We start from the raw sequence: 22,991 nt of genomic DNA, 5'->3' as shown, positions 1-22,991 counted from the left end.
CCCCTCGTACATTCCGCTTTTTCGCTCGTTCTCGCCTTGTCTCGCCCTTGCTCGCGAGACCTTGAGCAGGCCCTAACGCCGCCAGCTGATCAACACCACCGCCGCCACGATCACGCTCATCGCCAGCATCTCGTGCAGGCCGATGTGCTCGCCGAGGAAGACCACGCCCAGCAAGACCGCGATCACCGGGTTGACGTAGGCGTAGCTGGTGGCGGCGGCCGGCGACACGGTCTTCAGCAGGTGCAGATAGGCGCTGTAAGCGATGATGGAGCCGAACACCGCCAGATAAAGCAAGGCCAGCCAGCCGGAAAGAGTCGGCATCCCCTGCAGCTTCTCGCCATAGGCCTGACTGGCCAGCAACAAAGCGGCGCCGCCGAAAATCATCATCCAGGCGCTGCCCATCGGTCCCTTGGGCTGAGCCAGATGCCGGCTCCAGGCCGAGCCCAGCGCCCAACCGGCGGAGGCCAGCAGCAACAGCGCGGCGCCGCTGGGGCTGGCCTTCAGATTGGCCCCCATATTCAACAGCACCATGCCGCAAACGCCCAGACCGATGCCGGCCCACTCCACCTTGCGCGCTTTTTGACCGAACATGCGCGCGAACAACAGGGTGAACAGCGGCACGGTGGCGATCACCAAGGCCGCCACGCCAGAGGACACGTCTTTCTCCGCCACCGTGACCAGACCGTTGCCCACCGCCGGCATCAGCACGCCGAGCAAGGCGGCGCCGCCAAGCTCGCGCGCGTTCGGCATCGGGTATTTGCGCAAGCATAGATAGGCCAGCATCAGCCAGCCGGCCAGGGAGAAACGCAGGCCGGCCATCATCATCGGCGGCCAGGACTCGATGCCGATGCGTATGCCCAGATAGGTGGAGCCCCAGATCACGTACAGGGCGAAGAAAGCGGCTAAGGTCAGCGGGGGGATGCGCGAAAACGGCATGGTGCGGCTCGGGAAAGTGGAACCGGATACCATGCCGTATGGGAATGTCCGTGGCAAGTCCAATTTTGCCGCGGACGGGCCAGGCTTAACGCGTGGCCAGACGCTGCAGGATGTTGGAGAACTCTTCCATATAGCTGTCGAAGCGGGTGGCCAGACGGTCGACGTCGGTGGCGAAGCGGTTGTAGGCCACCACCGCCGGAATCGCCGCGAACAGGCCGATGGCGGTGGCCACCAGCGCCTCGGCGATGCCCGGAGCCACCGTGGACAAGGTGGCCTGGCCGGCGTTGCCCAGGCCGATGAAGGCATGCATGATGCCCCACACCGTGCCGAACAAACCGATATAGGGGCTGACCGAACCGACGGTGGCGAGGAAGGAAGTATGGCTGTCCAGCGCGTCCAGCTCGCGCTGCGCCGCCGCCTTCATCGCTCGGCGCGAGCCGGCCATGATGTCGGACAGCTCGGTGCCGTTGCGGCCGCGCAGCTTCAGGAACTCGGCGAAACCGGACTGGAAGATGCGCTCCATGCCCACGGTGTCGCTGCGGCGGCTGGCGTCCTCGTACAAGCGGTTCAGATCCGCGCCGCTCCAGAAATTGCGCTCGAACTCGTCGCTATTGCGCCGCGCCGCGCGCAGCACCGCGATCTTGTTGAAGATCAAGGCCCAGGACAGCACCGACATCAAGGCCAGGCCGGCCATCACCAGTTGCACCATCAGGCTGGCGTCCAGGATCAGGCTCAGGAAGGAAATCTGTTGCACGGCAACTCCTCTTGTAATCGCCAGGCTCAGCGCAACACGCGGCCTGTTTCCAAATCAATGATGGTGGACGGTTTGCGCCGCTTGCCGATGCGGCCCGGCAGGGTCAGCACCCGCTGGCGGAACGCCTCGCGGCAGGCCCGCGCGGTCTTCAGCGATTGCTGGCCGGCGCGGTTGGCCGAGGTGGACACCAGCGCCGTGCCCAGGCTGCGGCACAGGGCCGCCGCCTCGCCATGCGCGGTCACGCGCACGGCGATCTTGTCGTGTTTGCCGCGCAAGGCCGGCGGCACCCGGCGCGAGGCCGGCAGCAAAAAAGTATATGGACCCGGCCAGTAGCGCGCCAGTTCCGCATATTGGGCGGCGCTCAGCGGGCGGATCAGGTGGCGGATCTGGGAAACGTCGGCCGCGATCACGATCAGCCCCTTGTGATTGGGCCTGGCCTTGATCGCCAGAATTTTGCGGATGGCGCGCACATCCAGCGGACTGCAGCCCAAGCCGTAGCAGGATTCGGTGGCATAAGCGATGACCTCGCCCTGCTTCAAGGCGGCGCGGGCCTGCTGTTGCAGGGCGCGGCCGGGCAGACGGGGCAGAGGCCGCACCCGGCCTGGCGTGAACTTCATGATGGACGGCGATGGCGAAAGTAAAGCCGCATTGTACCGCTGTCCGCGGCGGCGACCTAGCGCTTCGACGCCGCGTCGTCGACATCCTCCGGCGCCGGCCGCCAGGCGTAGCAGCGCAGCGGCGGCCTGTCGCTGTGGAGCTGCTGCAACCAATACGCCAGCCGGCGCCAGCGGCGGCGCTCATGACGTAAGCGCTGCGCCAGTCGACGGCGCCAACTCCCGGACTCCGCGTCCTCTTCCGTTTCAGCCATGACGCCTCCTCAGCGGATATGCGCCGCGTCCTTGCAAGCGCCGCGGCCCAAGCCGGCAATTCAGACTTGATGGAAAGAGCCTACAAAAGCATATGCAAATATATGGTTTAAATAACCTTTATTTTTATAAAAGAAAAGAAAAGACATTTAAATAAATATATTAATTAATTATCAAAAAAAACAGCCCACCAGAAAAAATTTGGCGGAAACCCCGGATTTTTTTAGGACTTTTCCTAATGAGGATATTTCAAGTCGATGCTAGCATCATGATGAATTATTGACCCGGTGCCGGGTGAAAGCTGATACAGCGAGCGCGCCAGAAAAATAAGGCTGTTGCGCCGCACATCCTATTGGATTAGCCACATGCATGCGATTAAAACCGGAGTACACGTCTTACGCACCCAAGGGCACGCGTTGATTCGACAAGCGGACACGCTGTCGGCTTCTTTCTCCTGCGCCATCGACTTCATGTATGCCACCACCGGCAAGGTCATCGTCTCCGGCATGGGCAAGTCCGGCATCATTGGACGCAAAATCGCCGCCACTCTGGCCTCCACCGGCACCCCTAGTTTCTTTGTCCATCCCGGCGAAGCCTTTCATGGCGACCTGGGCATGATCATGGCCAACGACTGCCTGTTGCTGATCTCCAATAGCGGAGAAACCGAGGAGGTGCTGCGCCTGCTTCCTTACCTCCAACACATCCGGGCCAAAGTCATCGCCATCACCGGCAAACCGGAATCCACCCTGGCGCGGCAGGCCGACCTATCCTTGCCCATCCCGGTGGAGCGCGAAAGCTGCCCCAACAATCTGGCGCCCACCACCTCCACCACCCTCGCTCTGGCCATGGGCGACGCCTTGGCCGTGGCGCTGATGGAGAAACGCCAGTTCCAGGCTGAAGACTTTGCCCGTTTTCATCCTGGCGGTTCGCTGGGCCGCAAGCTGCTGACCAAGACCAAGGACGCGATGCATGCGCGCGTTCCTTTCAACTTGCCGGACGACACCTTCACCACCGTCGTCAGCACCATCACCGAAGGCTGCCTGGGCTTAAGCGTGGTTGGAGCGCCCGGCGCGCCCGCCGTCGGCATCATCACCGACGGCGATTTGCGCCGCGCCATCGAACAGCACGAAGACCTCAAGTCTTTAAGCGCGCGCGACATCATGAGTCCGTCGCCCTTTTGCATCGCCGCGGACGCCCTGCTGTCAGACGCGGAAGCGCTGATGAACCAGCGCAAAATCACCGCCTTGCTGGTTACCGACGAAAGACGACGGACAGTCGGCATCATCAAATCGTTCGATATCTGATATGCGCAGCGGCTTCGACATCATGCGCGCCACCGTGCACGCGCTACTGCTGAGAGAATTGAAAACCCGCTTCGGCGAGTATCGGCTGGGCTATCTATGGGCGCCGCTGGAGCCGGCTGCGCATATGGCCATCCTGCTGCTGGTACTCGGCTTCATCGTTCAGCGCGCGCTGCCCGGCATGTCGTTCCCGGTCTTTCTGGCCAATGGCATCGTGCCTTATATGCTGTTTCGCAATATCTCTCTGCGCTCCTTGAACGCCATAGAAGCAAATCGCGGACTGTTCAACTACCGCCCGGTACGCCCGCTAGACGCGGTGCTGGCTCGGACTTTGTTGGAGGGCCTGACCTATGCGCTGGTTTACGCCATGCTGATGGCCTGCCTATGGCTTGCCGGCGAGCCTATTCAATTCAGCAAGCTGCCGCTGTTAATCACCGCCTGGCTGCTGCTGTGCTTGCTCGCCCTGGCCTGTGGCCTGGTCTGCATGGTTTTGGGTCATGCCTTCAAGGCCGTCGACAAACTGCTTCCCATCCTGATGAAGCTGCTCTACTTCCTCAGCGGAATCTTGTTCCCCCTCAGCCTGATCCCGGTCGAATACCGCTGGCTGGTGGAATGGAACCCCCTGCTGCACGCCTTCGAATTGATGCGGTACGCGGCCATGTTCGGTTACCCGTTCAACGACACCAGCCTGTCCTATCTCTCCGCGTGGACGCTGGCCCTGCTGTTTGCCGGCTTATCTCTCTATAAAGGCCGGGAACCGGCCATGTTGCGCTCATGATCCAGATACACAAACTCAGCAAGTCCTACAGGACGCCAAACGGACGGTTCCATGTCTTCAAAGACCTGAACCTCGAGATCCCGTCCAATATCAGCGTTGGCCTGATCGGCCGCAACGGCGCGGGCAAATCGACCTTGCTGCGCATCATCGGCGGCATGGACCGGCCCGATTGCGGCAGCATCGTCACTCGCCACAGCATTTCCTGGCCAGTGGGTTTGGCCACGGGCTTTCAAGGCAGCATGACCGGACGTGAAAACGTCAAATTCGTCGCTCGGCTCTATGCCCACAAACACGAGCTAAACGACAAGGTCGCTTTTGTCGAGGACTTCGCCGAGTTGGGCAACTATTTCGACATGCCGATCAAGACCTATTCCTCCGGCATGCGCTCCAGACTCGGCTTTGGCCTGTCTATGGCCTTCCCCTTCGACTACTACCTGGTCGATGAGATCACCGCAGTGGGCGATGCCGCCTTCAAGCGCAAAAGCGCGGCACTGATGCTGGAGCGGCGCCGACACAGCCAGTTCCTGATGGTGTCGCACTCCATGTCCGAACTGAAGAAATTCTGCGACGCCGGGCTGTTGATCGGCCGTTACCAAGTCCGTTATTTCCAGCGCATTGACGATGCGATTCAGGCCTACCGGGAAGAAGAAAATGTTGAAGTGGTTTGACCGTTTCCTGCCCCAAGCCCTGCTCGCCCGCCTCGTCTCGCCATGGATCTGCATCGGACTGCCGCTGACGCTGTGCGGCGCATATTTCGTCCTGATCGCCCAGGATCGCTACGTCAGCGAATCCAAAGTCATCGTCAAACGCTCCGGCGACGGCGGAGGAGATCTCAATCTGAGCACACTATTAGGCGCCGGCGCCTCCACGGTCCGGGAGGACGCCATGCTGTTGCAGCAGTACATCCATTCACCGGACATGCTGCAACGGCTGGAGCAGCGCCTGGGGCTCAAGCAGGCCTACCGCGCCGCAGGCCTGGACTGGCCGCACCGGCTATCGGCATCGGCGAGCAAAGAAGACACGTTGACCTTCTATCGCAATAAGGTAGGCGTCCAATTCGACGATAAAACCTCCTTGCTGACGATACGCAGCCAAGGCTTCACCCCCCAGTTCGCCCAGGGCTTGAACCTCGCCATCCTGCAAGAATGCGAGCGCTTCATCAACGGACTGTCGCAAACCATCAGCCGCAACGAGCTTGCCTTTGCCCAACAAGAGACCGAACGCGCCTATCAAGGCCTGAACACGGCCAAAGAGGCCTTGCTGAAGTATCAGAACAGCCATGGCCAACTCGATCCTATCGCCCAGGCCCAGGCGGCAGGCCAGCTGCTGGCGGAGCTACAGGCCAAGCAGGCGCAATTGGAGGCCGAATTGCGCAATTTGCAAAGCTATCTGCAAAGCGACGCCCCCCAGATCACGGCTCAGGCCGGCGCGCTGGCGGCGCTGAAGGCCCAGATTCTCCATGAAAAAAGCAAGCTGGCCGCTCCTGAAGATGGACGGCTGAACCGTCAAGCCGCCCAGTATCAGGAACTGAAGGCCAAAGTCGATTTTCAGGCCGACCTGTACAAGCTGGCGCTGACCGCTCTGGAGAAAAGCCGCGTGGAAGCCAGCCACAAGCGCAAGAGCCTCGCCGTCGTGACCTCGCCGCAGTTGGCCGAAGACGCGGAATACCCGCGCAAACTTTATACCCTGGCCACGCTGTTGATCGCCTGCAGCCTGCTCTACGGCTGCGCGCGCCTGGCCCTGTCCATTATCGAAGACCACAAGATTTAACTTCACTATGCAACGCGCCAAGCTCTTCCCGCTTCTCTGCCTGGTTCTGGGCCAGGCTCACGCGGTTTCCCTGCTGACCGGCACGCCGGCGGAGCCGGAACCGCTCTCGCGGCAACAAGCCGCCGAGCGCTCCGCTCCGGCTACACCGCAGGAAATCCCGTTCAGCGTCCCTCCTCAGCCGCCTGGCCGCATGTTCGGCTCGCAACTCTTTGGCGGCGCCTTCCGCAATAGCGCGGGCCAGGGCTTCAACCCCAACTATCAGCTCAGTGTCGGCGACCGCATCGCTCTGCGCCTATGGGGAGCCTTCAGCTTCGACGCGCAACTGCTTGTCGACCCCCAAGGCAATATCTTCATCCCAAACATCGGCCCGGTGCCGGTCGCAGGCATTCGCAACGGCGAACTGAACGCGGCGGTGTCGAACCAAGTGCGCCGGGTCTACAAGGCCAATGTCAACGTGTACGCGGCGCTGGACGTTGCCCAGCCGGTCAAGGTCTTCGTCACCGGTTTCGTCAAGCAGCCCGGCCTCTATGGCGGCATCGCCGCCGACAGCGTGCTCAGCTATCTGGACAAGGCAGGCGGCGTCGACGCCGAGCGCGGCAGCTATGTCGACATTCAGATCAAGCGCGGCGACCTCGTGCGTCAACGCGTCAACCTTTACGACTTCCTGCTTCAGGGCAGGATGGACATGGTGCAGTTCTCCGATGGCGACGTCATCGTGGTGGGCCCGCGCCAACATACCTTCTCAGTCAGCGGTCAGGTATTCAACGCCTATGACTTCGAATTCGGGCAGAACAGCATCAGCCTGCAACAAGCCTTGCAAGTCTCTCGCCCCAAACCCGGCGCCACTCACGCCAGCATCATCCGTCGCCAAGGCACGCAGAAGCGCAGCGAGTACTACCCGCTGGAACAGGCCGGCAACGTAGTTCTGCAGGACGGAGACCAGTTGCTGATCAGCGCTGACCGCTATGCCGGCACCATCCAGGTGCGAGTGGAAGGCGCCCATTCCGGCGAACACGCCATCGTGCTGCCCTACGGCGCCAGCATGGCCGACGTGCTGGCCAAGGTGCAAGCCAACAGCATGTCGCGAGTGGACGCGCTGCAGTTGTTCCGCAAATCAGTGGCCGAGAGGCAAAAAACCATGCTGGAACAAGCGCTGCAGAAATTACAGGAAGCCTCGCTTTCCGCCCGCTCCGCCACCAAGGAGGAGGCCGATTTGCGTATCAAAGAAGCCGAGTTGATTGAGCGCTTCGTGGCCAAGGCCAGCAAGATCGAGCCGCGCGGGCAAGTGGTGCTGAATCAGGAAAACCTGTACGCCACCCTGCTGGAAGACGGCGACGTCATCCGCATCCCGGAAAAAACCAGCGTAGTCATGGTGCACGGGGAAGTGATGTTCCCCAATGCGGTCAGTTGGCAGCAAAACCTGAAGGTTAAAGACTACATCGAACGCGTGGGCGGTTACGTCCAAGGTGCCAAAAATGCTCGCCTAATCCTCTTGAAACAAAATGGAGAAACTCAAACCGCAACCTCCTACACGCAAATAGTTGCTGGAGACGAAATTATGGTGCTGCCAAAAATTGAGAGCAAGAACATTGAAATCACTCGCGGCATTACCCAAATCCTTTATCAGATCGCAGTAGCCGCAAAAGTGGTTTTTAATCTTTAAGCAAACAAAACATTCGAAAAGTCACGGCAACGTAAAAATGTGAACCCAACAATTTAAAAAGGATAAACCATGGGAAAACTGAGAAAACTCATTAACAATCCTAGTCTGTTTTTTTACGACATGGCCAAAAAGAGAGGACATATAGGAAATGATGCCATGTCGCCACCTGGAGTAAAAATGCAATCCCAAGCAAAACCTGCAGCAAAAACACCGGCCAAGGCACCGGCAAAACCTGCGCTCAGTTCTATCGAATCCGCCAGCGCCAAGCCAGCACTTGACACTATCGACACTTCTGCCATTAATTTTTTCATGCCGGCTTACCTAATGATACACACAGGGGAAGGAGAAGCATCTGGCAGTTTGCATCTAAACTCCTGGATTCCCTATTTTGCTGCATCAGGCTGCCCTTTTGTAATTCTCACTAGAAATATAGCACTCTACAAATCAATAAGGGCAAAGTATCCGCTGTTTCCCGTTGTTTTTGCGAAAAACCCGATTGATGTCGAGGCTGTAGTAAACCGGCTGCCGGCACTGAAGGCTTGTTTCTACCCTTCAAACACGGGGAACAATATTCACCTTCTGAGATTCAACCACTTCGAACACATATTTATAGGACATGGGGATAGCGATAAATCCGCAAGTGCGCATAAATTCTTTCGTGTCTATGACGCTATCTGGGTCGCAGGACAAGCCCATATCGATCGATTCAAAAATGCCGGCTTTGAACCAAGACATTTGAATTTCGTAAAAGTCGGCCGCCCTAATCTACGAGAAATATTGATCCGATCAGAAAAACCATGGCACGATCGAGGGTTTGTTCCCAATATTCTCTACCTGCCTACTTGGGAAGGCACATTCGAAGAGCAGAATTATTCTTCAACCTTGCTATCCGGAGAATTAATTCGCTGCATTAAACAGCGATTCGATGTGGACATGAGCATCAAGTTTCACCCGATGACAGGCAATCGCAAGAAGAACCTTCTTAATATTCATGAAGAGCTTGGCAATGCATTGGATCAGCAGGGAATTGACGCTGTTATTGAGCAGAAGAGCACGCCAATCAATCACCTGCTTAGAACCGCCAATGTCTTTGTTTGCGACATCTCCGCGGCGGTCTCCGAATGCTTGTCCGCCAACGGCCCCATTTTCGTATTCATCCCGCAAGACCGTGAGATCAAGCTCTCCTCCAGCGACATGTCTTACGAATATTACTCTTATACATTCCACACTATCGAGGAGCTTATGGCAAAGATGAACCAGGTTCTGAATGGCGATGATTATTTAGCGGAACGAAGAATGGAGGCAATCGACTATATGATAGGTAAAGAACAGACCCTCCATTCAGAATTCATAAGACAACTGAAATCGTTTGAAATAAGCGAAACCACATAAACAGGAGAAACCCATGAAAAACGTCGGCGTAATTCTATCGGGTGGCAACGGATCCCGATTTGGCGGACCGGTACCAAAACAGTTTGCAAAACTTGCAGGACGTTGCGTCATTGAATACACCATTGATGCGTTTGAAAACACGCACGACATTGATGAAATCATCGTCGTATCCAAAGCGGACTATGTGGAATTTGTCTGGAGCCTGGTCAACAAGAACCACTGGGAAAAGGTTGTCAAAGTGATTGCCGGCGGAGAGGACAGGTTTACCTCCACTTACTCGGCAATTCAAAGTCTGATGAATTATCCAGGCAAAACCAAAGTGTTGTTTCATGATTCCGTGCGTCCCTTGGTGAATGAGCAGATAATCCGCGAATGCATCAATAAGCTGGATGTTTTCTCGGCCGTCGACGTCGTCATCCCTTCCAGCGACACGTTGATACAAGTTGGCGATGACGGCTGCATCAAAGACATTCCTCCCAGAGACTTGATGCGCAGAGGACAAACTCCACAAGGTTTTCTGCTGGAAACCATTCGAGAGGCTTATAAATTGGCGATAGAAAAGGATCGCCGAAACTTTACCTGTGACTGCGGCGTGGTGCGTGCGATGTTGCCTCATATCAAGATTGCGACTACAGATGGCACCGATAGCAATCAAAAAGTCACACACACGATGGATTTATTCACCATAGAGAAAATGTTGCAAGCTCGCAGCAATTCTTTCCGTTTCGACCCTACTTTGCTGAAAAACCTGAAAGGCAAAAACATCATTATTTTTGGTGGCTCCAGCGGCATTGGCAAAGCAATCCATGACTTGGCGACATTGAACGGCGCCAGAGCATTCTCTGCAAGCCGCACTCAAAACGGCATAGACATATCAAAAAGAGAGACGATTGAGGCATTCCTAAGCAGTGTCATAGACAGCGTTGGAAAAATAGACATCGTAATAAATACTGCTGCCTTGCTGATAAAAAAACCTCTCGAAAAAACATCACCCGAGGAGATCAACGCCATTATCAGCACCAACTACTTAGGCATGATAAACATCGCCCTCTCTGCGCACAAGTTCCTGAAAGAGTCCAAGGGAACCCTGCTAAATTTCACTTCCAGCTCCTACACTAGAGGACGAGCTTATTACTCGCTTTATTCATCCACAAAAAGCGCGGCCGTCAACTTCACCCAGGCTCTGGCTGATGAATGGAGCAAGGATGCAATCAGAGTCAATTGCATCAACCCCGAAAGGACACAGACCCCGATGCGCGTGACAAACTTTGGCCTGGAAGATCCCTCTCTGCTATTGAAAGCGGAAGACGTTGCGGAGACGAGCCTGCTCGTCACCCTAATGCGCAAGACAGGAATGATAGTCGACATCAAAAAAGAAGGAGCGCTACTCATATAGCTCCATTAATAAACCACCCACCCACAAATATGAATATGAAATTTTTACCCATTTTAAATCACTGGAAACTTCAATGCTTCCTTGCAATACACACATATATATAGACACAAAAATCACTGGCACCATTTATCAATTGGCCAATTATTTTCATGCGGGCGTTTTTGATCAAAACACTCTCGTGCTTATTAAAAAATACAAAGCAATAGAAAAAAAATTTCCTGCCATTCTCGAACGGCTCGACATTCCATACCAATGGATAGAGAGAAACAGCCAAATAGATGCATTAGATAATGGCATTATATTTTATCCATTCAACGCGCAGTCCAATTGCCGAGTCGTTGCCAATAGAAAAATGATACATGTTTTTATCACTCATGGAGAAAGCAATAAAAAATCATCCATCAAGCCTATTACTAGAATTTACGACTTTATTATTGTGGCAGGAGAAGCTGGCATTGATCGTTATCTACACGACGGCATCTTCTCTGTATACGACAGAACCCATGGCCGTTTAATAAAACTTGGAAACACTTTCTCCGGCAGCTTAAATGGTCACTTCACACTACCCAAGGATGGCGGCGTACTGTTTTATGCCCCCACCTGGGAAGGGGGGCTGGAATCAGAAAATTACTCCAGCTTAACCAATATCGACAACTTCAGCAAATTAAAACGGCTGGCCAACAGATTGGAGATAAAATGCATTACCATTCAAACCCACCCTAATTTAGGCTACAGAAGCCAAACTCATATGAATAATTTATGGATTGGCATCTTCAGATTACTTCAGGCCGGCCTCGAGGTAAGGCTGGTTCAGCCCTATCACTCAATGAAAGTATTTACAAATCTATTTAATTTTTTTGAAAAATTTAGAATATTACCTCGCGGAGATTATCTTAAGATTGCCATGGCCATTACTGATGTTTCCGCGATGGAGGTCCAATGCTTAGCGGCCGATATCCCTGTCTGCGTGCTGATCAAAAATGAACCTCACCCAGATATTTTTTCAAAACGACAAGAAAAGCACTACTCCATTTTCGGGGTCAGAGAAAATGAAGAGATTCCTTCCGTCATTTCCCATGAAGTGGATACAAAAAGCAATATTGATGTAAAAAACTACTACATATCGTATGAACATGATTTTTTAGAAAAGATGCCCCTATCATCCCGAATAGAATGGCTGAGCAATATTGCAAGAGAAAATCTCAAGAATGCCAGATTCTTAAGTTGTTAAATTAAAAACAAATACAATTGCATGTAATATATTTCTCAAGAACAAAAGAAAAATATACACATCTCGCTTTTTAAACAGATTGATTTTGATTGCGGCTAGGCCGATCAGCATAGACAAAATTCAAACCTTAGAGCCTGCGAGCAAGGGAGAAACAAGGCGAAAGTGAACGAAAAAGCGGAATGCACGAGTGGTACATGAACATTTTGAGCTTATTGCTAACGCCCCTTTCTATCCATCCAGCTAAAGCGCAACCGACTTTGAACCAGCTCTTACATCTGAAAGCCCATGATGACCGTTGCTTGCTCCCCCGGCATTTATCGCATTCCTCATCTTTCTCAGTTCCTTGGCCGCACCGTCGTCCCTACCTCGGTACGGACGCGCCATGCCATCACTGCCATAGCGGTTTGGGGCCACCGCCCAAGCGCTCGCCGCGGAGAGAATTTAGCCATGCGGCTTAAAGTCCCTGTCCTCCGCTTGGAAGACGGCTTCATACGCTCGCTGGGACTTAGCATCAGGGCTTGCCCGCCTTTATCGGTCGTCTTGGACCACGTCGGCATCTACTATGACGCTACTCACCCTTCTCAGCTGGAGCAGCTGATTCTCAACGGCGCCCCATCTCCAGGGGAACAAGCCCTCTCCACACTTGGACTATCGTGGATCAAGCATCTCCGCCTGTCCAAATACAACCACTCACCGATTCTGAGCTTGCCACCGCGAAGTGGACGCCCACGCGTGCTGGTGCTGGATCAAACCAAAGGCGACGTGTCCGTGCGACTGGGCGGTGCGGACACATGCACTTTTCAAGCCATGCTGGAAGCCGCCTACCGCGAGCATCCCGCAGCGGAAATCTGGGTAAAAACGCATCCCGACGTGATCGCCGGCAAAAAACGAGGCTATCTGCCTCTCCCTCCGCCCGACGTGAAGTTGATCGCTGAGGACGCCTGTCCCCAATCGCTGCTGTCCCAGGTGGATGTGGTCTACACCGCCACCTCGCACATGGGCTTCGAAGCCTTGATCGCCGGCTGCCAGGTCGTCTGCTTCGGCATGCCGTGGTATGCGGGCTGGGGGCTGACCGATGACCGCCACCCGGAGATGCCCACGCTGAAGCTGCGCCGGTACTGTCGCCGGACCTTGGAGGAGCTGTTTCACGCCGCCTATCTGCAATACGCCCGCTACATTCATCCGGAAACCGGGGAACCCGGCACCTTCTTCGACGTGGCGGAGTGGATTCATCTAAACCGGAGCTTGCGGCAGCAAACCGGCGGCGTGCTGTGGTGCATCGGCATGAGCTGGTGGAAACGCGCGGTGGTGTGGCCCTTCCTGAAGCACCCCGGCAACCAAGTCCGCTTTATCTCGAAACCAGGCAAGCTGCCGCCGCAGCTTCCTCCAGACAGCAAGCTGGTGGCCTGGGGCATGGCGCCGGACGCCGCCTCTCTGGCGGCGCGGCATGGCTTGCCTTTGCTGAGGATGGAGGACGGCTTTGTGCGCTCGCGGGGACTGGGCTCCGATTTGCAGCCGCCCTTGTCCGTGGTGGTGGACGACGCCGGCCTCTATTACGCCCCAACGCCGGCCTCGCGCCTGGAACGCTTGCTCTGCGAACTCGAGCTGGACCCGCAGCAGCTTCTTCGCGCCCAACGCCTCAGATTACGGCTGTTGGAGCTGCGACTCAGCAAATACAATGTGGGCGCGGCGTTCGAGCTCGCCGCAGCGGCCACCGGGAAAACCATAGTCCTGGTTCCCGGCCAAGTGGAAGACGACGCCTCCCTCCGCGAAGCCTCCCCTTGGCTCAACAGCAATCTGTCGCTGCTGCGGGAGGTGCGCCGGCTGCGGCCGCACGCCTGGTTGATCTACAAACCGCATCCCGATGTCTCGTCCGGCAACCGGCATGGGGCGGTCTCCGAGCAGGAGCTTGCCTGCTTGGCGGACCAAGTGGCGGACAACGCCGACATCATTGCCTGCCTGAGCGTCGCGCACGAAGTCCACACCATGACCTCCCAGGCCGGTTTCGAAGCCCTGCTGCGCGGCAAGCCGGTACATTGCTACGGCATGCCCTTCTACGCCGGCTGGGGCCTGACTCACGATCATCTGCCCATCCCCCATAGACAACGCCGGCTCACGCTGGAGCAGTTGGTCTACGGCGTGTTGATTGCCTATCCCCGTTACGTGATCCCGGGCCAGCCGGGCTTCGCCAGAGCCGAAGCCGTGGTTGAACACCTATGGCGGCGCAAACAGCAACTCAAGCCTGGACGCACCCGCTCGCACTGGCTGGCGAGACAGTGGCGCAAGGGTCTGGGTCTGTTGCGTACCTTGCATTGAGCGCCGCCCCATGCTCGCCGCTCAAGCCTTGCTCTCCCATCAACGCCTGCTGCTCTTGCAAGGGCCGATGGGCAACTTCTTCAACCAGTTGGCCAGTTGGCTGCGCCGCCATGGCGCGCACGTGACCAAAATCAACTTCAACGGCGGAGACCGGCTTTATCACCGGCGGCTGAACGCCACCGACTACCGCGGACAGCCGGAGGATTTCGCCGCCTGGCTGCAGGCGTTTTTACTGGCCCATCGCATCGACGCCGTCGTCTGTTTCGGCGATTGCCGCCATTACCACCGCGTGGCGGCCCAAGTCTGCAAGGAATGGGCATTGGCCTTCTACGCCTTCGAAGAAGGCTATCTGCGGCCCGACTACATCACCCTGGAGCAGGACGGAGTCAACGCCCACTCCCGTCTGGCCGCCAATCCGACCGCGATGCTGCGCTATGAGGCAGGCAAACTCCCGGCCCCCGAGCCCACCAGGACCTCCTTTCGCCGGATGGCCGGCAGCGCCGCCTCCTATTATGTCGCAGCCAGGCTTTGGCGCTCGCGCTACCCGCATTATCGGCACCATAAGGATTTTTCTCCTTTCCGCGAGGGTTTCTTCTGGCTGCGCGCCGGCTGGCGCAAAGCGCTGTATCACGTGCTGGAACACAAGCTGCGCCGTCATATTCAACAGGAATGGGACCAGCGCTACTTTCTGGTTCCCTTGCAAGTTTTCAACGACAGCCAAGTGCTGTATCACAGCCCTTATCAGGATGTGCGCGACTTCATCGCGGAACTGATCTTTTCATTTGCGCAACACGCTCCCGAACATACCGCCCTGGTGTTGAAACATCATCCGCTGGATCGAGGACACAGAAACTATTCAGCCTATATCGGCGAGTTGGCGCGCAAAAATCATGTCGAATCCCGCGTGTTCTATATGCATGACGGCCATTTGCCCAGCTTGCTGAAACACAGTCTGGGCGTGGTCACTATCAATAGCACCGTCGGCTTGTCCGCCTTGCATCACGACAAGCCTTTGATCACGATGGGGCGCGCGCTCTACGATATCCCGGGTCTGACTTGCCAAACCGAACTCCATCGATTCTGGTGCAAGCCCACGCCGCCCCAAGCCAGGCTGTACCGGAAGCTACGCGCCTATCTGGTCAAACATACCCAATTGAACGGCGCTTACTTTGGTCACTCGCCTTGGTTGGAGCAACGTTTTCCCCTTGGCCCCCGCCCGGCGACGAATAAAATCCTCGGTTAGCGCTGCGCCGTCGCGCTAGGCGACGTATACGCGGCTGATTCCCGGCGCATTCCAGCCGCGGCCTGTTAGGCCTCGGCTGCCGGTTTTGCGTAAACGGGACATCACAGAAAACGTATTGAACTCCAAGGGCTTTAAACTCAGAATTGGCAATTGAGGGGCGATAAGGCCGAAAGTTCTCCATGCATGACAAACAGCCGCCCTCTCCATATCTATTTTTGAGCACGCAGCAACACTGAAAGAACAATATGAGCATTTTGGTCACTGGCGGCGCCGGCTTCATCGGCGGCAATTTCGTGCTGGACTGGCTGGCGCAGAGCGATGAACGCATCGTCAATCTCGACGCGCTCACTTACGCCGGCAATCTCGATACCCTGAAAACTCTGGAGCAGGACCCGCGCCACGTCTTCGTGCGCGGCGACATCGGCGACCGCGCGCTGGTCGACGCCCTGCTGGCCGAACACCAGCCGCGAGCGGTGATCAATTTCGCCGCGGAAAGCCATGTCGACCGCTCCATCCACGGCCCGGGCGATTTCATTCAGACCAATGTGGTGGGCACCTTCAATCTGCTGGAAAGCGTGCGCGACTACTGGAACCGGCTGCCCGCCGAGGAGCGACTCGGCTTCCGCCTGCTGCATGTGTCCACCGACGAGGTCTACGGCACGCTGGGCCTCGACGACGCGCCGTTCTCCGAGAACCACCGCTACGAGCCCAACAGCCCCTACTCCGCGTCCAAGGCCGCGTCCGACCACTTGGTGCGCGCCTGGCACCACACTTACGGCCTGCCGGTGCTGACCACCAATTGCAGCAACAACTACGGCCCCTATCATTTCCCGGAAAAGCTGATCCCGCTGGTCATCCTCAACGCGCTGGCCGGCAAGCCGCTGCCCATCTACGGCGACGGCAGCCAAGTGCGCGACTGGCTCTACGTCAAAGACCATTGCAGCGCCATCCGCCGCGTGCTGGAAGCCGGCGCGCCCGGCGAAACCTATAATGTCGGCGGCTGGAACGAGAAGACCAATCTGGACGTGGTCAAGACCATCTGCGCGCTGCTGGACGAACTGGCGCCGCACGCCGACCCGTCGCGCCGCTACGCCGAGCAGATCGCCTTCGTCGCCGATCGCCCCGGCCACGACCGCCGCTACGCGATAGACGCGCGCAAGCTGGAACGCGAGCTGGGCTGGAAGCCGCAGGAAACCTTCGACAGCGGCATCCGCAAGACCGTGGCCTGGTATCTGCGACATCAGGACTGGGTCGCCAATGTCAGCAGCGGCGCCTATCGCGACTGGGTGAACCAGCACTATGGCTGAGCGCGCGCCCACCATACTGTTGACCGGGATCAACGGCCAGCTCGGCCATCAGTTGCGGGCCGCGCTGGCGCCGCTGGGCGCGCTCGTCGCGCTGGGTCGAAACGAACTGGACCTGAGCCGCGCCGACAGCATCCTTGAGGCGCTGGAACGCCATCAACCCGACATCATCGTCAACCCCGCCGCCTACACCGCGGTGGACCGCGCCGAGAGCGAGCCGGAGCAAGCCCTGGCGGTCAACGCCGCCGCGCCGGCGCTGCTGGCGCAATGGGCGGCGCGACGGCAAGCGCTGCTGCTGCACTATTCCACCGACTACGTGTTCGACGGCGCCGGCGAGAGGCCCTGGCGCGAGGACGATCCGGCCCAGCCGCGCTCGGTCTACGGCCGGAGCAAATGGGAAGGCGAAGAGGCGGTGCGCGCCGCCGCGCCGCGGCATTTGATCCTGCGCACCAGCTGGGTGTTCGGCGCCCACGGCGGCAATTTCCTGAAAACCATCCTGCGTCTGGCGCAAGAGCGCGACAGCCTGAGAGTGGTGGCCGATCAGATCGGCGCGCCCACCTCCACCGCTCTGATCGCCGAAGTCACCGCGGCGCTGCTGCGCGACTATCTGCGCAATCCGGCCGGCTTCGCCTACGGCAGCTACCACCTGGCGGCGCAGGGCGAAACCAGCTGGCACGGCTACGCCCGCTTCCTGGTGACCGAGGCCGGCAGACAGGGCTACGCTCTGCGGCTGTCGCCCGCCGACATCGCGCCGATCGCCACCGCCGACTACCCCTTGCCGGCTCCCCGTCCCGCCAACTCCCGGCTGGACTGCGCCAAGCTGCGGCAAACCTTCGGCCTCGCGCTGCCGCGCTGGGAAAGCGGCGTTGAACAGGTGCTGGCCGAACTCGGCGCCCAGCCGCAACAGAAAGATATCCAATGACTCAGGCACGCAAAGGCATCATCCTGGCCGGTGGCTCCGGCACCCGGCTCTACCCGGCCACCATTTCGGTCAGCAAGCAATTGCTGCCCATCTACGACAAGCCGATGATCTACTATCCGCTGACCACGCTGATGCTGGCCGGCATCCGCGAGATCCTGATCATCTCCACCCCGCAGGACACGCCGCGCTTCGAACAGCTGCTGGGCGACGGCAGCCAATGGGGGCTGCGGCTGCAATACGCGGTGCAGCCCAGTCCGGACGGCCTGGCCCAGGCCTTCATCATCGGCGAGGACTTCCTGGCCGGCGCGCCGTCGGCGCTGGTGCTGGGCGACAACATTTATTACGGCCACGACTTTTCCGCCTTGCTGCAAGACGCCAACGCCAAGCGCAGCGGCGCCAGCGTGTTCGCCTACCGCGTCAACGACCCGGAGCGCTACGGCGTGGTGGCCTTCGACGCCGACGGCAAGGCGCTGTCCATCGAGGAAAAACCAGCGCAGCCCAAGTCCAATTACGCGGTGACCGGCCTGTACTTCTACGACGAGCAGGTGGTGGACATCGCCAAGGCGATCAAGCCCTCGCCGCGCGGCGAACTGGAGATCACCGACGTCAACAACGTCTATTTGCAGCAGGGCCAGCTCTCGGTGCAGACCATGGGCCGCGGCTATGCCTGGCTGGACACCGGCACCCATGAATCCATGCTGGAAGCCAGCCAGTTCATCGCCACCATCGAAAGCCGTCAGGGCCTGAAAGTGGCCTGCCCGGAAGAAGTGGCCTACCGCTCCGGCTGGATAGGCGACGAGCAGGTGCGCCTACTGGCCAAACCGCTGCAGAAGACCGGCTACGGCCGCTATCTGCTGGCGATGCTGGATCAGCCGGTCTATTGATCTTGACGAGCGACACATGAACATCATCGACACCAGCATTCCCGACGTCAAAATCATCGAACCCGCCGTATTCGGCGACGAACGCGGCTTCTTTTTCGAAAGCTTCAATCAACAGCGTTTCGAAGCCGCCGTCGGCTGCGCCGCGCCCTTCGTGCAGGACAATCACAGCCGCTCGGCCAAGGGCGTGCTGCGCGGCCTGCACTATCAACTGGCGCCGCACGCCCAGGGCAAGCTGGTGCGGGTGATCGCCGGCGAAGTCTTCGACGTCGCCGTCGACATCCGCCCCGGCTCCGCCAGTTTCGGCCAATGGGTGGGCGTACACCTGTCCGCCGCCAATAAACGTCAGCTCTGGGTGCCGCCCGGTTTCGCTCACGGCTTCCTCACCCTGTCGGACAGCGCCGAGTTCCTGTACAAAACCACCGACTATTGGTTCAAAGAGCTGGAGCGTTCCATCGCCTGGAACGATCCGGAGCTGGCCATTGCCTGGCCGCTGGACGGCGAGCCGCAACTGTCGGCCAAGGACGGCGCCGCGCCCGGCCTGCGCCAGGCTGAACTGGGCTGAGCCGGATCCAAGCCCGGAAATGAAAACAGCGCCGCTTGCGGCGCTGTTTCTCTATCAAACGGCAAGACGCTAATGTTTGCGGCCGATCGCGCGCGCGCCGATGTCCCGCCGCAGCTGCTTGCCTGCGAACTGGATCTGGTCGGCCAGCGCGTAAGCCTTGCCCTGCGCCATCTTGACGCTGTCGCCAAGGCCCACCGCGCACAACACCCGGCCGCCGTTGCTGCGCAGCTGCTTGTCCGCGTCCAGGCTGACGCCGGCGTGGAACACCATGCCGTCCTCGCCTTCCGGCGGCAGGCCGCTGATCAAATCGCCCTTGCGCGGCGCTTCCGGATAGCCCTCGGCCGCCAGCACCACGCCCAAGGCCACGCGTCGGTCCCATTCCGCTTCCACCTGGTTCAAGCGGCCGTTGACGCCGGCTTCCAGCAGCACGGTGAAATCGGACTTCAGCCGCGCCATGATGGGCTGGGTTTCCGGATCGCCGAAACGGCAGTTGAACTCGATGGTGTAGGGATTGCCCTGCGCGTCTATCATCAGCCCGGCGTAAAGGAAGCCGGTATAGCTGTGGCCGTCCTTTTTCATGCCCAGTACCGTGGGCAGGATGATTTCGCGCATCACCCGGTTGTGCACCGCCGGCGTCACCACCGGCGCCGGGCTGTACGCGCCCATGCCGCCGGTGTTCGGGCCCTGATCGTTGTCCAGCAGCCGTTTGTGGTCCTGGCTGGTGGCCATCGGCAGCACGTGGTCGCCGTCCACCATCACGATGAAGCTGGCCTCCTCGCCCTGCAGGAAATCCTCGATCACCACTCGCGCGCCGGCGCTGCCCATCTTGTTGCCCACCAGCATGTCGTCGATGGCGGCGTGCGCCTCGTCCAGCGTCAGCGCCACCACCACGCCCTTGCCGGCGGCCAGGCCGTCGGCCTTGATCACGATGGGCGCGCCCTTGGCGTCGACATAGGCATGGGCGGCGGCGGCCTCGCTGAAGGTTTCATACGCGGCGGTGGGGATGCCGTGGCGCTTCATGAAGGCCTTGGCGAAATCCTTGGAGCTTTCCAGCTGCGCGCAGTATTGAGTGGGGCCGAAAATCCGCAACCCCTCGGCGCGGAAGGCGTCGACCACGCCGGCCGCCAGCGGCGCTTCCGGGCCCACCACCGTCAGCTCGATCTTCTCCTGCTTGGCGAAAGCCACCCACTCCGCCACGCTGCCGAGCTCGACGTTGGTCAGGTTGGAGTCCAGCGCGGTGCCGGCGTTGCCGGGCGCGACAAAGACCTTGGACACCCGGCGCGACTTGGCGATGCGCCAGGCCAGCGCGTGCTCGCGCCCGCCGGAGCCGATAACCAGTACTTTCATGTGCGATGCTCCACTCGTTTTTGCGGCGCGCCGCAACGCGCCGGATTCTTCACTCAACTCAACTGCCAACGCAGCCAGGCGAACAACACATTGCCGTTGTTGTGCCCGCCCGGGATATAGGTGGCCTGCAAGGCCAGCCGGCGGTATTCCACCGACACCAGCGGCAGCACCGCCGGCAGCGGCGCATAGCTGTAGTCCGAGCGCGCGGTGACGCCGGCGGTGAAGCCCGCGCCCAGCCGCCAGCCGTCCAGCGGACGCCATACTTTCTGGAAGGCGTAGCCGACGAAGGGCTCGACGTCATTGTGCGAATCGAGAAAGGCCATCGCGTACACCGCGTGCCAGTCGCCGTCGGCGTCGTAGCGATAGCGCCCCGCTCCCAGGCCCCACGGCCGTTCGTTGAACTGCTGGATCTTCTCTCTATCGTAGAAGGCGCGGTTATGCCACGTCACCGCCGGCACGTACAGCTCATACTGGTCGGAACGCCAGGCCGCCTCGATATTGGCGCGGCCGCGTTGCCAGAAACCTTGCGACTCGGCGGCGGACTCTTCGGCCCGCGCCGTCAGACTGCCGAACGCCAACAAGCCGGCGCCCAGCCAACAGACAATTGCTCTCATCGAAAAACAACAAACCCATGCAAAGAAGCCGGCATGCCGGCCTCCTCCGGTTAATCGGAACCACTCAGTGGCGGAAGTGACGCACCCCGGTGAGCACCATCGCGATGCCGTGCTCGTCGGCGGCGGCGAACACTTCCTCGTCGCGCATCGAACCGCCTGGCTGGATGATGGCCTTGATTCCCTGCTCGGCGATCACGTCGATGCCGTCGCGGAACGGGAAGAAGGCGTCGGACGACGCCACCGCGCCCTGCAGGCTCAAGCCGGCGTCGGCCGCCTTGCGCGCGGCGATGCGGGTGGAGTCGACGCGGCTCATCTGACCGGCGCCGATACCGGCAGTCTGACCATTTTTACAGAAAACAATTGCATTCGACTTCACATATTTGGCCACGCGCCAGGCGAACAGCAGATCGGACAGCTCCTGCGGCGACGGTTGACGCTGGGTCACCACCCGCAACTCGTCCAGGCCCACATTGCGAATGTCCGGCGTCTGCACCAGCACGCCGCCGCCGACGCGCTTCAGTTCGAAGCGGTTGGCGCCGGCTTCCAGCGGGATTTCCAGCACGCGCACGTTTTTCTTGGCGGCGATGACGGCCTTGGCCTCCTCGGTGAAGGACGGCGCGATCAATACCTCCAGGAATTGGCCGGTCACCGCTTCCACCGTGGCGGCGTCCACCGGGCGGTTGAAGGCGATGATGCCGCCGAAGGCGCTGGTGGTGTCGGTGGCGAAGGCCAGCCGGTAGGCGCTGAGTGTGTCGCCCGCAACCGCCACGCCGCAGGGGTTGGCGTGCTTGACGATGACGCAGGCGGTGTCGTCGAAGGTCTTCACCGCCTCCCAGGCCGCGTCGGCGTCGGCGATATTGTTGTAGGACAGTTCCTTGCCCTGCAGCTGGCGGTAATTGGCGATGGAGCCGGCCGCCGGATCCAGATCGCGGTAGAAGGCGGCCGCCTGGTGCGGGTTCTCGCCGTAACGCATGTCCTGCACTTTGACGAACTGGGCGTTGAGGCGTTTGGGGAAGGCCACGCGTTCCGGCTTGCCCGCCAGCGCGCCGTCGGCCAGGCTGGTCAGGTAGTTGGAAATCGCGCCGTCGTAGGCGGCGGTGTGGGTGAAGGCCTTCTTGGCCAGCTCGAAGCGGGTGGCCTTGGACAAGGCGCCGCCGTTGGCGCGCATTTCCTCGGCCAGCGCCGCGTAGTCTGCGGCGTCGGTGACGATGGCCACGTGCGCCCAGTTCTTGGCGGCGGAGCGCACCATGGTCGGCCCGCCGATGTCGATGTTCTCGATCGCGTCTTCCAGCGCGCAGTCCGGATTGGCGATGGTGGCTTCGAACGGGTAGAGATTGACGCAGACCAGATCGATGTTGCCGATCTCATGCTCGGCCATCTTGGCCACGTGTTCCGGCAGGTCGCGGCGGCCCAGGATGCCGCCGTGCACTTTCGGGTGCAGGGTCTTGACCCGGCCGTCCAGCATTTCCGGGAAGCCGGTGTAGTCGGACACCTCGGTCACCGGCACGCCGGCGTCGGCCAGCAGCTTGGCGGTGCCGCCGGTGGACAGGATGTGCACGCCTTGGGAGGCCAGGGCCTGGGCGAATTCCAGAATGCCGCTCTTGTCGGAGACGCTGATCAGCGCGCGTTCGATTTTGCTCATGGTTCTCTACCGCGTTAACTAAAAAGAAACACAAAAAAAACCGGCCACCCTGTTCGGTATGGCCGGTTTG

At 59.2% G+C, this 22,991-nt stretch carries 21 protein-coding genes; 14 read left to right on the top strand and 7 right to left on the bottom strand.

The genetic code is table 11. The features are described 5' to 3' along the window. Positions 1-72: 72 nt before the first annotated feature. From yedA to JW897_RS00310, 4 genes are all read right to left on the bottom strand, one after another. Complete coding sequence (yedA, locus tag JW897_RS00325; RefSeq protein WP_205464818.1) at positions 73-936, bottom strand: drug/metabolite exporter YedA; 864 nt, start codon at positions 934-936, stop codon at positions 73-75. 85 nt (positions 937-1,021) lie between these two features. Continuing rightward, a complete protein-coding gene (gene tolQ, locus JW897_RS00320) occupies positions 1,022-1,690 on the bottom strand; it encodes a protein TolQ (RefSeq protein ID WP_019101077.1) in 669 nt (222 codons plus the stop codon). Positions 1,691-1,716: 26 nt separating this feature from the next. Continuing rightward, the gene (gene tsaC / locus JW897_RS00315; RefSeq protein WP_082158755.1) at positions 1,717-2,307 is read right to left on the bottom strand and encodes an L-threonylcarbamoyladenylate synthase type 1 TsaC; all 591 of its coding nucleotides are present in this window, start codon (positions 2,305-2,307) and stop codon (positions 1,717-1,719) included. 56 nt (positions 2,308-2,363) lie between these two features. Then, positions 2,364-2,558 (bottom strand): hypothetical protein, encoded by a 195-nt coding sequence (locus JW897_RS00310; RefSeq protein ID WP_205464817.1) that lies wholly within the window; start codon positions 2,556-2,558, stop codon positions 2,364-2,366. Positions 2,559-2,972: 414 nt separating this feature from the next. On the opposite strand from JW897_RS00310, the gene JW897_RS00305 reads away from it, so the two are divergent. From JW897_RS00305 to rfbC, 14 genes are all read left to right on the top strand, one after another. Continuing rightward, on the top strand, positions 2,973-3,860 hold the full coding sequence (locus JW897_RS00305) for a KpsF/GutQ family sugar-phosphate isomerase (protein ID WP_205464816.1): 888 nt from the start codon (positions 2,973-2,975) through the stop codon (positions 3,858-3,860). A 1-nt stretch (position 3,861) separates the two neighbouring features. Continuing rightward, positions 3,862-4,635 carry an ABC transporter permease gene (locus tag JW897_RS00300; RefSeq protein WP_205464815.1) on the top strand — a complete coding sequence of 258 codons (774 nt, stop codon included), beginning with the start codon at positions 3,862-3,864 and terminating at the stop codon, positions 4,633-4,635. After that, positions 4,632-5,303, top strand: coding sequence for an ABC transporter ATP-binding protein (locus JW897_RS00295; RefSeq protein WP_205464814.1), 672 nt, complete (start codon positions 4,632-4,634; stop codon positions 5,301-5,303). Before JW897_RS00300 ends, JW897_RS00295 begins: the two co-directional genes overlap by 4 nt. Then, positions 5,287-6,405, top strand: a complete 1,119-nt coding sequence (locus tag JW897_RS00290; RefSeq protein ID WP_205464813.1) for a KpsE/RkpR family capsule polysaccharide export protein — start codon at positions 5,287-5,289, stop codon at positions 6,403-6,405. The genes JW897_RS00295 and JW897_RS00290 overlap by 17 nt, the downstream gene beginning before the upstream one ends. 7 nt (positions 6,406-6,412) lie before the next feature. Further along, positions 6,413-8,068 (top strand): polysaccharide biosynthesis/export family protein, encoded by a 1,656-nt coding sequence (locus JW897_RS00285; RefSeq protein WP_205464812.1) that lies wholly within the window; start codon positions 6,413-6,415, stop codon positions 8,066-8,068. 69 nt (positions 8,069-8,137) lie between these two features. Continuing rightward, positions 8,138-9,460: a CDP-glycerol glycerophosphotransferase family protein gene (locus tag JW897_RS00280; protein ID WP_205464811.1), complete on the top strand. Its 1,323-nt coding sequence runs from the start codon at positions 8,138-8,140 to the stop codon at positions 9,458-9,460. Between the two features lie 13 nt (positions 9,461-9,473). Continuing rightward, the gene (locus JW897_RS00275) at positions 9,474-10,856 is read left to right on the top strand and encodes a bifunctional cytidylyltransferase/SDR family oxidoreductase (RefSeq protein WP_205464810.1); all 1,383 of its coding nucleotides are present in this window, start codon (positions 9,474-9,476) and stop codon (positions 10,854-10,856) included. A 73-nt stretch (positions 10,857-10,929) separates the two neighbouring features. Then, positions 10,930-12,087, top strand: a complete 1,158-nt coding sequence (locus tag JW897_RS00270) for a hypothetical protein (protein ID WP_205464809.1) — start codon at positions 10,930-10,932, stop codon at positions 12,085-12,087. 285 nt (positions 12,088-12,372) lie between these two features. Further along, entirely contained in the window at positions 12,373-14,403 is a 2,031-nt protein-coding gene (locus JW897_RS00265) for a capsular polysaccharide biosynthesis protein (protein ID WP_420837261.1), read from the top strand. A gap of 10 nt (positions 14,404-14,413) precedes the next feature. Further along, positions 14,414-15,646, top strand: a complete 1,233-nt coding sequence (locus tag JW897_RS00260; protein ID WP_205464808.1) for a capsule biosynthesis protein — start codon at positions 14,414-14,416, stop codon at positions 15,644-15,646. 245 nt (positions 15,647-15,891) lie between these two features. Further along, positions 15,892-16,953 carry a dTDP-glucose 4,6-dehydratase gene (rfbB, locus tag JW897_RS00255; protein ID WP_205464807.1) on the top strand — a complete coding sequence of 354 codons (1,062 nt, stop codon included), beginning with the start codon at positions 15,892-15,894 and terminating at the stop codon, positions 16,951-16,953. Beyond that, a complete protein-coding gene (gene rfbD, locus JW897_RS00250; RefSeq protein WP_205464806.1) occupies positions 16,946-17,872 on the top strand; it encodes a dTDP-4-dehydrorhamnose reductase in 927 nt (308 codons plus the stop codon). The genes rfbB and rfbD overlap by 8 nt, the downstream gene beginning before the upstream one ends. Next, a complete protein-coding gene (gene rfbA, locus JW897_RS00245) occupies positions 17,869-18,756 on the top strand; it encodes a glucose-1-phosphate thymidylyltransferase RfbA (protein WP_205464805.1) in 888 nt (295 codons plus the stop codon). Before rfbD ends, rfbA begins: the two co-directional genes overlap by 4 nt. Before the next feature lie 16 nt (positions 18,757-18,772). Next, the gene (gene rfbC / locus JW897_RS00240; RefSeq protein WP_205464804.1) at positions 18,773-19,318 is read left to right on the top strand and encodes a dTDP-4-dehydrorhamnose 3,5-epimerase; all 546 of its coding nucleotides are present in this window, start codon (positions 18,773-18,775) and stop codon (positions 19,316-19,318) included. Between the two features lie 69 nt (positions 19,319-19,387). On the opposite strand, the gene purD is transcribed toward rfbC, so the two are convergent. The 3 genes from purD to purH all read right to left on the bottom strand — a co-directional run bounded on the left by purD (position 19,388) and on the right by purH (position 22,921). Next, complete coding sequence (gene purD / locus JW897_RS00235; RefSeq protein WP_205464803.1) at positions 19,388-20,665, bottom strand: phosphoribosylamine--glycine ligase; 1,278 nt, start codon at positions 20,663-20,665, stop codon at positions 19,388-19,390. Between the two features lie 53 nt (positions 20,666-20,718). Beyond that, positions 20,719-21,279: a lipid IV(A) palmitoyltransferase PagP gene (pagP, locus tag JW897_RS00230; RefSeq protein ID WP_039754322.1), complete on the bottom strand. Its 561-nt coding sequence runs from the start codon at positions 21,277-21,279 to the stop codon at positions 20,719-20,721. A gap of 64 nt (positions 21,280-21,343) precedes the next feature. Beyond that, the gene (gene purH, locus JW897_RS00225) at positions 21,344-22,921 is read right to left on the bottom strand and encodes a bifunctional phosphoribosylaminoimidazolecarboxamide formyltransferase/IMP cyclohydrolase (protein ID WP_205464802.1); all 1,578 of its coding nucleotides are present in this window, start codon (positions 22,919-22,921) and stop codon (positions 21,344-21,346) included. Positions 22,922-22,991 lie beyond the last annotated feature (70 nt).

It is taken from the genome of Chromobacterium alkanivorans (genome assembly GCF_016937655.1).
In the GTDB taxonomy this organism is placed as follows: domain Bacteria; phylum Pseudomonadota; class Gammaproteobacteria; order Burkholderiales; family Chromobacteriaceae; genus Chromobacterium; species Chromobacterium alkanivorans.
The sequence above is the reverse complement of the archived record's forward strand: the minus strand, read 5'-3'. Positions and strand labels throughout refer to the sequence as shown.

Excerpts from the sequence above, each read along its gene's own strand:
- yedA (WP_205464818.1), bottom strand. The coding sequence starts at position 936 with ATGCCGTTTTCGCGCATCCCCCCGCTGACCTTAGCCGCTTTCTTCGCC.
- tsaC (WP_082158755.1), bottom strand. The coding sequence starts at position 2,307 with ATGAAGTTCACGCCAGGCCGGGTGCGGCCTCTGCCCCGTCTGCCCGGC.
- JW897_RS00310 (WP_205464817.1), bottom strand. The coding sequence starts at position 2,558 with ATGGCTGAAACGGAAGAGGACGCGGAGTCCGGGAGTTGGCGCCGTCGA.
- JW897_RS00300 (WP_205464815.1), top strand. The coding sequence starts at position 3,862 with ATGCGCAGCGGCTTCGACATCATGCGCGCCACCGTGCACGCGCTACTG.
- JW897_RS00295 (WP_205464814.1), top strand. The coding sequence starts at position 4,632 with ATGATCCAGATACACAAACTCAGCAAGTCCTACAGGACGCCAAACGGA.
- JW897_RS00290 (WP_205464813.1), top strand. The coding sequence starts at position 5,287 with ATGTTGAAGTGGTTTGACCGTTTCCTGCCCCAAGCCCTGCTCGCCCGC.
- JW897_RS00285 (WP_205464812.1), top strand. The coding sequence starts at position 6,413 with ATGCAACGCGCCAAGCTCTTCCCGCTTCTCTGCCTGGTTCTGGGCCAG.
- JW897_RS00280 (WP_205464811.1), top strand. The coding sequence starts at position 8,138 with ATGGGAAAACTGAGAAAACTCATTAACAATCCTAGTCTGTTTTTTTAC.
- JW897_RS00275 (WP_205464810.1), top strand. The coding sequence starts at position 9,474 with ATGAAAAACGTCGGCGTAATTCTATCGGGTGGCAACGGATCCCGATTT.
- JW897_RS00270 (WP_205464809.1), top strand. The coding sequence starts at position 10,930 with ATGCTTCCTTGCAATACACACATATATATAGACACAAAAATCACTGGC.
- JW897_RS00265 (WP_420837261.1), top strand. The coding sequence starts at position 12,373 with ATGATGACCGTTGCTTGCTCCCCCGGCATTTATCGCATTCCTCATCTT.
- JW897_RS00260 (WP_205464808.1), top strand. The coding sequence starts at position 14,414 with ATGCTCGCCGCTCAAGCCTTGCTCTCCCATCAACGCCTGCTGCTCTTG.
- rfbB (WP_205464807.1), top strand. The coding sequence starts at position 15,892 with ATGAGCATTTTGGTCACTGGCGGCGCCGGCTTCATCGGCGGCAATTTC.
- rfbD (WP_205464806.1), top strand. The coding sequence starts at position 16,946 with ATGGCTGAGCGCGCGCCCACCATACTGTTGACCGGGATCAACGGCCAG.
- rfbA (WP_205464805.1), top strand. The coding sequence starts at position 17,869 with ATGACTCAGGCACGCAAAGGCATCATCCTGGCCGGTGGCTCCGGCACC.
- rfbC (WP_205464804.1), top strand. The coding sequence starts at position 18,773 with ATGAACATCATCGACACCAGCATTCCCGACGTCAAAATCATCGAACCC.
- purD (WP_205464803.1), bottom strand. The coding sequence starts at position 20,665 with ATGAAAGTACTGGTTATCGGCTCCGGCGGGCGCGAGCACGCGCTGGCC.
- pagP (WP_039754322.1), bottom strand. The coding sequence starts at position 21,279 with ATGAGAGCAATTGTCTGTTGGCTGGGCGCCGGCTTGTTGGCGTTCGGC.
- purH (WP_205464802.1), bottom strand. The coding sequence starts at position 22,921 with ATGAGCAAAATCGAACGCGCGCTGATCAGCGTCTCCGACAAGAGCGGC.